The organism is Actinorectispora metalli (genome assembly GCF_056323685.1).
This window is the reverse complement of the sequence record NZ_JBREYE010000001.1, coordinates 3,379,257-3,391,056: the sequence shown is the minus strand read 5'-3', so window position 1 is coordinate 3,391,056 and position 11,800 is coordinate 3,379,257. Positions and strand designations below refer to the sequence as shown.

General features: G+C 70.2%; 7 protein-coding genes. 5 read left to right on the top strand and 2 right to left on the bottom strand.

What is annotated here, in order from left to right; genetic code table 11:
- Window positions 1-158 precede the first annotated feature (158 nt).
- The gene (locus ACU6XJ_RS15945; RefSeq protein ID WP_476311760.1) at window positions 159-1,319 is read left to right on the top strand and encodes a PucR-like N-terminal domain-containing protein; all 1,161 of its coding nucleotides are present in this window, start codon (window positions 159-161) and stop codon (window positions 1,317-1,319) included.
- Here the strand turns inward: ACU6XJ_RS15945 and ACU6XJ_RS15940 are convergent.
- Window positions 1,309-2,511: a cytochrome P450 gene (locus tag ACU6XJ_RS15940; RefSeq protein WP_476311757.1), complete on the bottom strand. Its 1,203-nt coding sequence runs from the start codon at window positions 2,509-2,511 to the stop codon at window positions 1,309-1,311. The genes ACU6XJ_RS15945 and ACU6XJ_RS15940 overlap by 11 nt on opposite strands.
- Window positions 2,512-2,670: 159 nt before the next feature.
- Here ACU6XJ_RS15940 and ACU6XJ_RS15935 point away from each other — a divergent pair, with 159 nt between their 5' ends.
- Both ACU6XJ_RS15935 and ACU6XJ_RS15930 read left to right on the top strand, forming a co-directional pair.
- Complete coding sequence (locus ACU6XJ_RS15935) at window positions 2,671-4,296, top strand: alpha/beta fold hydrolase (protein WP_476311754.1); 1,626 nt, start codon at window positions 2,671-2,673, stop codon at window positions 4,294-4,296.
- A 252-nt stretch (window positions 4,297-4,548) separates the two neighbouring features.
- Window positions 4,549-6,162, top strand: coding sequence for a glycosyl hydrolase family 18 protein (locus tag ACU6XJ_RS15930; protein WP_476311752.1), 1,614 nt, complete (start codon window positions 4,549-4,551; stop codon window positions 6,160-6,162).
- Window positions 6,163-6,303: 141 nt separating this feature from the next.
- Here ACU6XJ_RS15930 and ACU6XJ_RS15925 read toward each other — a convergent pair whose 3' ends face one another.
- Entirely contained in the window at window positions 6,304-7,443 is a 1,140-nt protein-coding gene (locus ACU6XJ_RS15925) for a serine hydrolase domain-containing protein (protein ID WP_476311749.1), read from the bottom strand.
- 131 nt (window positions 7,444-7,574) lie between these two features.
- Between ACU6XJ_RS15925 and ACU6XJ_RS15920 the strand changes: the two genes are divergently transcribed.
- Together ACU6XJ_RS15920 and ACU6XJ_RS15915 are read left to right on the top strand one after the other, a co-directional pair.
- On the top strand, window positions 7,575-10,211 hold the full coding sequence (locus tag ACU6XJ_RS15920) for a LuxR C-terminal-related transcriptional regulator (protein WP_476311746.1): 2,637 nt from the start codon (window positions 7,575-7,577) through the stop codon (window positions 10,209-10,211).
- Between the two features lie 95 nt (window positions 10,212-10,306).
- Window positions 10,307-11,722 carry a trypsin-like serine protease gene (locus ACU6XJ_RS15915; RefSeq protein ID WP_476311743.1) on the top strand — a complete coding sequence of 472 codons (1,416 nt, stop codon included), beginning with the start codon at window positions 10,307-10,309 and terminating at the stop codon, window positions 11,720-11,722.
- The last annotated feature ends 78 nt before the right edge of the window (window positions 11,723-11,800 follow it).

Here is an 11,800-nt window from a genome sequence, read left to right as displayed (position 1 = left end):
AGAAATCGCAATTCACCTAATTGCTTCTGCACCTTTCCGGGCCAGCGAATGGGCGAGTGCTGATCGTGAACATCACAAGTCAAGCTCGACGCCAACCCACCAGGGGAAATCCTTACCTGCGACCGGTTTCGGCGTATCAGCCGAGGTCGGTCGAGGAGTTGTGGGAGCGGTTGCCGCGGGCATTGGCGCCCCAGTTCCGGCACCGGGCGGCGGAGGCCGCCGCCGAGATGGTGCATGAAATCCAGCGCGGGATTCCCGAATTCCAACGCCCGTTGAAGGGCATGTTCGGCAAGGCCATCAAGGACGGCGTTGAGCAGGCCATTCACCGGTTCATCGACCGCATGGTGACGCCGGATTCACGCGGCCGGGAGCAGCTTGAGGTTTTCCGGCTGTTGGGCGGGCTGGAGGTCGACGCCGGGCGCAGCGTGGACACCCTGCAGACCGCGTACCGGATCGGCGGGCGGGTGGCCTGGCGCAAGATCGCCGAGTACGGGCTGGCGCAGGGCCTGCCGCTGCCGGTGATGTGCCTGCTGGCCGAGACGATCTTCGCCTACATCGACGAGCTGTCGGTGCTCTCGGTGGAGGGCTTCGCCGAGGCGCAGACCCGGGCGGCGGGTGCATTGCAGCGCAAGCGGAAGCGGCTGCTGGAGCTGATCCTCACCGATCCGCGTTCGACGGCGGTCATCGCCGAACTCGCCGCCGTCACCCAGTGGCGGTTGCCCGATCTGGTCACCGCGGTCGCGCTGGAACGTCGCCGCGACCAGCACCGGCTGCCGGCGCCCGCGTTGGACGACGAGGTGCTGATGGATCTGGAGGGGCCGGAGCCCTGTCTGCTGCTCACCGATCCGGCGACCCAGCTACCAAAGCTGCGGCAGGAGTTGCCGGGTTGGCGGGCGGCCGTGGGGCCGACGGTTGAGCTGGCGGACGCGCCGCATTCGCTGCGGTGGGCGCGGCGGGCGGTCACGCTGTCTCAGCGCGGCCTGCTGCCAGGCGGTCCGGTCGTCCACTGCAACCACCACCTGACGACGCTGCTGCTGTTGAGCGACGAGGCACTGGTCGACGCACTGGCCGAACGCACCCTGCAACCGCTGGCAGGTCTGTCCGCGAAGCAGCGCAACCGGATGCGGGAAACGCTGTTCGCCTGGGCCGAGACCCGCGGCAGCGCCCCGATGGTGGCCGCCCGCCTGCACCTGCACCCGCAGACCGTCCGCTACCGCCTGCGCCAACTCCGCGACCTGTTCGGCGACCGCCTCCAGGACGCCGACTGGCTCTTCACCGTCACCATCGCCCTGCGCGCCCAGCAACTCCTCACCAGGTGACGGGGAGCGCTGTGAGGCCGTAGATCGGGGCGTGGAAGCGGAATTCGACGTCCTCGAAGGGCACCGCCAGACGCAGGGTGGGGACGCGGTCGAGCAGAGCGCGGAGGGCGATCTGCATTTCGATTCTGGCCAACAGGTGTCCGATGCACTGGTGGACGCCGCTGCCGAAGGCCAGGTGAGTGCGGGCATCGCGGTGGATGTCCAGCGTCGCCGGGTCGGGGTAGGCGGCGGGGTCGCGGTTGGCGGCGAACAGGGAGGCGATCACGCCGTCGCCCGCGGTCAGCCGGGTGCCGGAGAGGGTGGCTTCGGCGGTGACCGCGCGGACCACGCCTTGGTGGACGGGGCTGAGGTAGCGGAGGAGTTCCTCGACCGCGTTGTCCACAAGGGACGGATCGGCGAGCAGTGCGTCCCACTGGTCCCGGTGGCGCTGTAGGGCGAGCACGGACAGTGCGATGGAGTTGGCGGTCGTCTCGTGGCCGCCGACGAGCAGCAGCACGGTCATGCCGACGGCTTCCTCCGCGGTGAGTTCACCGGGTACGACGAAGTCCTGCACCAGTCTGCTGAGCACGTCGTCGCCGGGGCGGGTTCGTCGGAGGTCGATCAGGTCGGCCAGGTAGGCGTTCAGCTCATCCAGGGCGGTCTGGACCTGGTCGGCGGTGAGTGCCCGGTTGAGGTGGGCTCTGCTGCGGGTGGAGAAGAACTCCTGGTCCTCGGCGGGCACGCCGAGAACCAGGCAGATCACGTCGGAGGGCACCGGGAGCGCGAACGCGGTGACCAGGTCGGCGGGGCGCGGGCCCGCCAGCATCGCGTCCAGCCTGGCGTGCACGATGCGTTCGATCTCGGGTTGCAGCGCCCGCATGCGGCGCACGGTGAACTCGCCGGTCAGCGCGCGCCGGTAGCGGGTGTGCAGCGGCGGATCGGTGACCAGGAAGCTGCCCGGCGCGGCCTTGCGGTCCACCACGGGGCGCAGTTGGGGATAGCCGGGTTTGCTCGGGTCGGAGGAGAACCGGTCGTGGTCGCGCAACACGGCGCGGACGTCGTCGTAGCGGGTGAGCAGGAGCGCCTGCTGGTCGTGGCGCAGCGACACCGCGCTGACCGGGCAGCGGTCGCGCAGATCGGCGAACTCCGGCGGCGGGTCGAAGCCGGGGCACCGCGTCATCGGATAGGCCTGCGATCGCGTCTCCCCCACCATGGTGATCAACTGTACCGACCGGCGGTGATCCATAGCAGAGGCGAAAGGAAGACACAAGATACCGAGGGATTACCGAAGAACATGCTTCAGTTCGATTCCGCTGGGAGAAGGCTTCCCTAACTTGGCGAGTGAGTCATACGACTTTTCCAGGAGGGGTTTGTGCGCAAGTGGGGAAGGCCGGTGGGCGCGGTCGTCGCGTCGCTCATCGGGGTCAGCACGGTCGCGGCGGTGCCTGCCGGTGCCGCGCCGACGTCGCTGAAGGAGTTCTACAGTCAGCAGCTCACCTGGTCGCCGTGTACCGAGGAGCAGGTCGGCGACCTCAAGGGCATCGAGTGCGCACTGGTCACGGTGCCGATGGACTACCGCAACCCCGGGGGTGAGCGGGTCCAGGTGGCGATCAGCCGCAAGAAGGCCGCCGACGCCGCCAAGCGCCGCGGCATCCTGATGACCAACCCGGGCGGCCCCGGTGGTTCGGGGCTGCCGCTGGCCGGGATGTTCGACCCGCAGGAGATCGCCAAGGTCTACGACATCGTCGGCATGGACCCGCGCGGGATCGGCAGCTCGACGCAGCTGCACTGCGAGGGCGCGCAGTTCCCCGACCTCGGCAAGGAGGTCACCCGGCCCAAGGACGCCGACTTCGCGAAGTTCACCGCGTTCGCCAGGGCGACCGAGGAGGGCTGCCAGCGGGCGGGCGGCGGGTTCCGGCCGTACGTCAACACCAACAACACCGCGCGGGACATGGACGTGATCCGCGAGGTGCTCGGCGAGCAGAAGCTGAACTACCTCGGCTACTCCTACGGCACGCAGCTTGGCGCCACCTACGGGACGCTGTTCCCGAAGCGGCTGGACCGCAACGTGCTGGACTCCTCGATGGACCCCAACAAGACCTGGCACGAGCAGGACTACGACACGGTCGAGGCGATCCGGGAGAACCACGACGCGTGGGCGAAGTGGGTGGCGGCCCGCAACAAGACCTTCGACCTCGGCACCGATCCCAAGGCCGTCAAGGCCGTGATCGAGGAGATCGCGGTGGTGCTGAAGACCAAGGAGCTCAGCGGCTTCGGCAGCGTCACCGACCTCGACCTTTCGGTGGGCACGATGACCCGCTTCCGCCAGGAGTGGGCGGCGTTCGCCAAGTCGGTCAAGGCGGCGCGGGACGAGATCCGCGGCACCGCGCCGAACCCGGAGGTCGCCAAGGACACCGCGAAGGCGGTGTCGATCATCAAGCGGCGGGCGATCGAGGACACCTTCGAGAACGCTGGCAACACCGTGCTCTGCGAGTGGGACTGGCCAAGCGATGTGACCACCTACTACCGCGATATGCGGCAGTACCGGGAGTCGATGCCCTACGGCGGCTCGGTGCCGTTCTACCTGGCGCCCAGCCACTGCGCGTTCCGCGCGTTCACCCGGATCGAGAAGCCGGTCGCGGCGCAGCGGCTGAACTACCCGACCGGCCTGGTGATCCAGGCCGAGGGTGACATCCAGACGGCTTACCCGAACGGGGTGGCCATGGCGCAGACGCTGCGGCACAACCTGATCAGCGTTCGCGACGACGGTGTGCACGGGCAGTTCGGGGAGAACCCGTGCGTCAACGAGAAGGTCAACCGGTATCTGGTGGACGGAATCCTGCCCAGTTCGCACAGCGTGTGCGGGCCGATCCAGGGTCCGGCGGACATCCCGGCCGATGACGAGGGCGCCGCCCGCGGCGCGCCGCCGATCGGTTCGCTGACCGAGGCGGTGACGCGGGTCGAGCAGCTGATCGCCCGCACGCCCGCGGCCGACTGAACTCTTAACTGAAGTCCGAGCGGGCCCGAGTACGCGGTTGTACTCGGGTCCGCTTGATTTTGTGTAGCTAAGGCAATTTGTGGCGCTTTCGGGTGTCCGTGATGCGCCGAATGCGAAGCCTTCACGCGGGAAAACGCTATCGTTGTAGGCCATTCGAGTGTGACGAATCTTCAGTTCTTGACGCTGGATTGGTCTGGACCACATCGTCTGTTCACTGAAATGTCGCTACCCCTGCAGTGACAAGGAGCAACGATGCCCAAGATCAGATGGCATCTTCTGTCGTTAGTGGCGGCGTTCGCCGCCTTGGTGCTGGTGATCGACCTGGCACCCGCCGCCCGCGGCGCGGGCGGTGTGTCGGCGACGTTCAGCAAGTCCTCCGACTGGGGGACGGGCTACGAGGGCAAGTACACGATTAGCAACGGCGGCAGCACGGCACTGTCCGGGTGGACGGTGGAGTTCAACCTGCCCGCCGGGCAGCAGCTTGGCTCGGTCTGGGATGGCAGCCCCAGCCGGTCCGGCCAGCACGTGATCGTGAAGAACACCTGGAACGGCAGCATCGCGCCGGGTGCCACGGTCAGCTTCGGGTTCAACGTCAACTACTCGGGTGCGTTCGCCGCGCCCACCGGCTGTGTGCTCAACGGCGCGTCCTGCGAGGCGGGCGGCCCGGCGCCGACCTCCACGACCGTGCCGACGAGCGAGCCGAGCACCACCACGGCTCCGCCCACCACCACCGCCGAGCCCGCGCCGCGGGGCCGGACGAACCTGGGCTACTTCACCCAGTGGGGGGTGTACGGGCGCAACTACCACGTGAAGAACATCCACACCAGCGGTTCGGCGGCCAAGCTCACGCACATCAACTACGCGTTCGCCAACGTCCAGAACGGACAGTGCGTGCTGGGTGACAGCTACGCCGACTACGACAAGCACTACGACGCCTCCTCCAGTGTGGACGGTGTCTCGGACACCTGGGACGCCGGTGCGCTGCGCGGCAACTTCGGGCAGTTGCGCAAGCTGAAGAAGATGTACCCGCAGCTGAAGGTGCTGTTCTCGGTGGGCGGCTGGACCTGGTCCGGCGGCTTCGGCCAGGCCTCGCAGAACGCAGCGGCGTTCGCGGACTCCTGTTACAAGCTCCTTGAGGACCCGCGCTGGGCCGATGTGTTCGACGGCATCGACATCGACTGGGAGTACCCCAACGCCTGCGGTCTGACCTGCGACACCACCGGTTTCGCCTCGTTCCGGACGCTGTCCAAGGCGCTGCGCGACCGGTTCGGGTCGAACTACCTCGTGACCGCGGCGATCACCGCGGACGGCAGCAACGGCGGCAAGATCGACGCGGCCGACTACGGCGGCGCGGCGCAGTACCTGAACTGGTACAACGTCATGACCTACGACTACTTCGGCGGCTGGGACGCCAAGGGTCCGACGGCTCCGCACTCGCCGCTGAACGCCTACGCGGGCATCCCGAAGGAGGGCTTCAACTCCGCCGCGGCGATCGCCAAGCTCAAGGGCAAGGGCATCCCGTCGAGCAAGCTGCTGCTGGGCATCGGCTTCTACGGCCGCGGCTGGACCGGCGTGAGCACCAGCGCGCCGGGCGCGAGCGCCACTGACGCGGCGCCGGGCACGTATGAGAAGGGCATCGAGGACTACAAGGTGCTCAAGAACCGGTGCCCGGCCAACGGCTCCGTGGGCGGCACGGCGTATGCGCACTGCGGCAACGAGTGGTGGAGCTACGACACGCCCGCGACCATCGGCTCCAAGATGGGCTGGGTCAAGCAGAACGGGCTCGGCGGCGCGTTCTTCTGGGAGCTGTCCGGCGACACCACGAACGGTGAGCTGATCACCGCGATCAACCGCGGCCTCAACTGAGAAACAGGAGCGGGTGCCGGATTCCCTGCGCCCGGCATCCGCTCCGGATACGCGACATCGACCGCTGTGTGCGACGAGCGGTCGATGTCGCTTCAGTCGACCCAAAGCCGAACCGACCGCTGGGCGCACGTGACGGACGGGTCAGCGGCAGAGGGCAGCGTCGGCGGTTTCCTTGAGGCGGAGCTTCTTCGGACCGTTCAGCAGACCCGTGACGTAGGCCGTGACGACGCGGCCGTATCGGTCGCGGCCGCTGATCGTGGTCACCGAGGACATGTCGCCGGTGTGCATCCAGGCGGTTTCGCCGCAGGCCAGCGGGATCGCCAGGATGCCGAGGCCGTACTTGGTGCCCCGCGGCCAGGAGTCGCTGGTGGTGGGCACGCCGCGACTGATCATCTCGTGCACCAATCGCGGGGGCAGCAGCTTTCCGGTGAACAGGCCCGCCCAGAACTTGTTCAGGTCGACCGGGGTGGAGATCAGGGCGCCCGCGGTGAAGGCGATGAAGCCGGGGAACTCGGTCAGGTCGACCTCGCCCGCCCCGGGGTTGACCGGGTTGACGCCGTAAAAGCGGGCGTGCGGGCCGCGGATGCCGGTTTCGCCGTGTCGGGGCCAGTAGGTGTCGCGCATGCCCAGGGGGTCGAAGATGCGCTGCTGGGTGCGGGTGGCGATGTCCTGGCCGGAGACCGCCTCCACCAGCAGGCCTGCCACCAGGAAGTTCGTGTTGGAGTATGCCCAGCGCTCGCCGGGGCGGAACGCCGGTTTCGCGGCCAGCGCCAGCTTCAGGTAGTCGCGCGGGCCGTACTTCTCGATCATCTCGGGCTTGATGAGGTAGGCGTAGTCCGGCAGGCCGCTGATCTGCTGGAGGAGCTGCCGCACGGTGATCGTGCGGCCGTCGATCTCGGCGCCCTCCCCGGTGCCTCGGATGAGGCCGGGCAGGTACCGCTCGACCGGCGCGTCGAGGTGCACCCTGCCCTCGGCGACCAGTTGCAGCACCGCCACCGAGGTGACGGTTTTGGTGATGCTGCCGATCCGGAGCCTGCCCTCGGGGCCGATCATGGGACGGCCGCTGCCACGCTCGGCGATGCCCGCGGTTCGGGTTCGGCTCGTGCCGTTGCGTTCGGTGACCTGGGCCAGCGCGCCGGTCATGCCGTCGGTCGTGGTGAGGCGGTCCAGCTGCTGTTGCAGCGGGTCGCTTTCGGCGAAGGCGGGCGCGGTGGTGCCCGCCAGCAGCAACGTGATCACACCGGCGGCTGTCGTGCGCCGCCACATCGTCTGTCCAGCCATGGTTACTGAGCCTGCCGAGCGGGCGCGCCGAGATCACTACGACTGGTTACCGAGTTCTGGGTGGCGGTAGCACCACCCGATCAGCGATTTCGGGCTGTGCGGAGGCAATCGGACGGCTTACCGTCTCAGCGTTGCCGGATCGAGGGGTGATCGTGCGGTCGGAGCTGATCGGACGGGCCGGGCTGCTGGCGTCGCTGCGCGAGCGGCTGGGCGCGGGCGCCCGCGTTCGGCTGGTCGGGCCGCCGGGGATCGGCAAGACGGTGCTGGTGGACGAACTCCTGGCGGGCGAGACCCGGACCGTCAGGCGCGTCGCGCCCGCGCCGGGTGATGTAGACCTGCCGTTCAGCGGGCTGACGGAACTGCTGGGCGGCATCTTGGACCGCCGCGCCGATCGGCTCCACATCCGGCAGCGGTTGATCGGCGAGCTTCGTGGGACGCTGCTGGTGGTGGACGACGCGCAGTGGCTGGACGGGGCCAGCGCCGACCTGCTGACCTCCGCGCTGCACCACCTGCGGGACGAACCGACCGCCGCGCTGGTGGTGCAGCGCAGCGGCGCGACCTCGGTACTGCCCGGCACCGACCTCACGGTGCCGGCGCTGACCGCCGACGAGTTGGGTGTGCTGCTGCACCGCTTCGGGTTGCCGCACCGGTTCACCGGTCGGATTCACGCGCTCAGCGGCGGCAATCCGGCGCTGGCGCAGGAGATCGGGCGGGCCGTTGCGGCGCTGCCGCATCGCCCGGCGCCGGTGGAGCCGCTGCCGATGCCGCCCGCTGCCCAGCGGCTGGTGCGTGACTGGCTGTCCGTGCTGCCCGCCCCGGTGTTGCGGACGCTGCTGCTGGTGACGCTGGCCGACCGTCCCACCCTGGACATGCTGTACCGCGCCGGGCTGCCTGAAGCGCCCGAGCACCTGGCGGCAGCCGCCGAGGCGGCGATCGTCCACAGTGGAACGGTGATCGAGTTCACGGCGGGCGCTGTGGCGTCGGTGCTGATCGCCGACGCGGGCGGGGAGGCGCGGACCGCGGCGCACACGGCGCTGGTCGATGCGGTGGAAGACGAGGTGGCCGCGGTGCATCATCGGGCGCTGGCCCATCCGCTGCCGGACTCCGCGCTGGCGGCGGAGTTGGGCGGGGCCGCCGCGACCTGCCGCGGCCGCGGGAATCGGGTGTTGGCGGCCGAGTTGGGGTTGCTCGCCGCGGCCCGCACACCCGTGCGGGAGCAGACGGCGGCGCTGGAGCGGCTGGTGTTGGCGGCCGAGGACGCCGGGCATGCCGGGCACGGCGAACTGGCGCGGCGGGCTGCCGAGCCGGTGCTGGCCAGGTCGGAGCAGCCGAGGCAGCGGGTGCCCGCCAGGCTGGCGCTGCTGGATGCGGCCGGTCAGGCGCTGGCCGACGCGGAGGAGGTGCTTTTCGCCGCAGAGGCCGATGCCGCAGGCGATTCCGCGTTGTTGGCGGCGGTGCGGTTGCGGCAGTCGTGGAAGGCCAACCTCTCCGACGGCGATCCGCGGGCGGCGTTGCGGGCGGCCGCGCGGGCGGCGGAACTGGCCGCCGAGGCGGGCGCGGACAACCTGCTCGCGATGGCGTTGACCCAGCAGGCGCGGATGGAGCGCATCCTCGGCGAGCCCGCAGCGGAGGACACCCTTGCTCGGGCGTTGGCCCTGCCGGTGACCGTCCCGATCGGACTGCGCAACTCGCCGCGGTACCTGGCGGTGCGGCACGCGGTGTTCGACGACCGGCCCGCGGAGGCCCGCGGCCACCTGCTGGCGCTGCTGCCCGCCGCCGAGCGGGCGGGTGTGGCCGAGGACCTGATCGAGGTGCTGCGCAGCCTCGCCGAGGTGGAGGCCCGGGCGGGCCGGTGCGCGGCGGCGCTGGCCCACGCGGCGCGGGCGGTGGAGATCAACACCAAGGCCGGTCTGTCGCCCGGACCGGTCTGGTACTCGGCGGCGCTGGCCGAATCGGCGGGCGGCAGCTTGGATCGGGCGGCGGAACTCGCCGCGAGCGGGCTGGCCGCGTCCGAGGAGGAGCACGACAAGGTCTTCTCCTCCCGCAACGGCCACGCGCTCGGGCTGGTGCGGCTGATCGGCGGCGCCGCGATGGACGCGGTGCGGACGCTCTCTGAAGTGCGGCGGCTGGAGAGCGAGCAGCAGGTGGCCGACCCGTCGATCCTGCGCTGGCACGGCGACCTGGCCGAGGCGCAGGTCGCGGCCGGTTCGCCGCAGGAGGCGACCGAACTCATCGAAACCGTGCTGCCCACCGCGCGACGGCTCGGCCGCACCGCCGTATGCCGGGCGCTGCGCCGAGCCGAGGCGCTCGCGGCCGGACCACACGAGTCCGCGGTCGAGGCACTGGGCGAACTGGCCGCCGAGTACGCCGCGGCGGGCCTGCCCATCGAACAGGGCAGGACCCTGCTCGCGCTGGGCCAGCTGGAACGGCGGCGCCGCAGACGGGCCGCGGCGCGGGAGGTCCTGCACGCCGCCGCCGAGGTCTTCGCAGAACACGCGGCGGTGCCATGGTCGGCGCTCGCCAAGAACGCGCTGGACCGTCTGGACGTGAGCCGCTCTACCGCGGGACCTACAGCCCTGACCGACGCCGAGACCGCACTGGTGGAACTGGTCAGCCAGGGCCGCAGCAACCAGGAGGCGGCCACCGCGCTGAACGTCAGCATCAAAACCGTGGAGGCGATGCTGACGCGGGTGTACCGCAAGGCGGGCGTGACCTCGCGGGCCCAGCTGATCCACCGGGCCGCGTCGGCAGACAAGGGTTTCCCCTGATGCAGTGACGTCGCCGTTCGAGCGAACCTCACCAGCACCGAGAGGCCGCGGCGGTCCCTGCCGTCGGGTGGCCTCCCTGTCGAAGGAGAGGGCTCGTGACTCAACGAAAGCAACGCCACCCTGCGGCGTGGCTGGTGGGGGCGATCGCGCTGGCGGCTGCCTCGTCCGCCGCGACCGCCATCCCGCCCGCGTCGGCCGCCCCGCACGACGACACCGTCACCCCGCCGGTGGCCATGCTCCATGCCATGCAGCGCGACCTGGGTCTGAGCGCCGAGCAGGTGCGGACCCGGCTCGCCGACGAGGCGGCGGCCCGCGAGGTCGCGGGCACGCTGCGGAACTCGCTCGGCGACAGCCTGGCGGGCCTGCGCTACGACCCGAGCACCGGCAGGATCGTCGCCGCGGTGGCCTCGGCGACGGCCGCCAGGCAGGCCGAGGCGGCGGGCGCCACGGCGAAGGTCGTCGGCCGGTCGAAGACGCAGTTGGATGAGCAGTCCCGCAGGCTTGGGGTGCTGGTCGGCGAGCAGCGGGTGCCGGGGATCGTCTCGTGGGGTGCCGATCCCGAATCCGGCGAGTTCGAATTGGCCGTGGACCCCTCGGCACGGACCGCGGCCACCGAGCGGTTCCTCAGCGGCGCCGCCGGATACGGCTACTCGTTCCGCGTGGTCGAGAGCGCGGGCCAGCGGCAGCAGGGCGGCGACGTCCGCGGCGGCGACGCGTGGACGCCGGGCAGTGAAAGCCCCTGCTCGGTCGGCTTCTCCGCCACCGGAAGCGGTGGAAGCAAGCACTTCGTGACCGCGGGCCACTGCACCAACGACACCGGCCAGAGCGCCTACGGGGTGGATAAGACGCTGATCGGCAAGTCCAACGGCAGCGTCAACAGCATCGAGGGCGACTTCGGCAAGGTCGACGTGACCGCGGCGGGCTGGACCATGTCCCCGCAGGTCAACACCTACGGCAACGGCGAGGTGCGGGTGACGGGCACGGACGAGCCGGTGGTCGGCATGTCCATCTGCCGCACCGGGTGGAAGACCCAGTGGCGCTGCGGGAAGGTCACCAAGGTCAACCAGTCGATCGTCTACCCGAACGTGACGGTGGGCGGGCAGGCCGTCACCGACGCCTGCTCCAACGCCGGTGACTCCGGCGGCGCCTACGTCACCGGCACGGTCGCGGTCGGCATCCACTCCGGCGGCGGCGCCGTGTGCGGGCAGCAGAACCCGAACACCAACTTCCAGCCCGTCAACGAGGCGCTGCGCAAGTGGGGCCTGACGCTGGTCACCGGCTCCGGCACCACGACCACCCCGCCGACCAGCACCACGAAGCCGACCACCACGGTGCCGACGACGACAACGCAGCCCCCGGGCTGCTCGGCCACCGCGTGGAGCGCCACCACCTGGTACTGGCGCGGCGATGTGGTGGCCTACCAGGGCCGCAAGTACTGGGCCGAATGGGGCTCGTACAACACACCACCCGGCAGCAACGGCTGGACCTGGCACGACCAGGGAGCCTGCTGACCTAGCACGGGGAGCGGCAGACGGGGGCATCGGGCGTACAGGGGCGCCCGATGCCCCCGTCCGCTCTCGGACTTAGTG

What these genes read in the sequence shown, in the direction of transcription:
- ACU6XJ_RS15940 (WP_476311757.1), bottom strand. Translation starts at nt 2,511, where the DNA reads ATGGTGGGGGAGACGCGATCGCAGGCCTATCCGATGACGCGGTGCCCC.
- ACU6XJ_RS15925 (WP_476311749.1), bottom strand. Translation starts at nt 7,443, where the DNA reads ATGGCTGGACAGACGATGTGGCGGCGCACGACAGCCGCCGGTGTGATC.
- ACU6XJ_RS15930 (WP_476311752.1), top strand. Translation starts at nt 4,549, where the DNA reads ATGCCCAAGATCAGATGGCATCTTCTGTCGTTAGTGGCGGCGTTCGCC.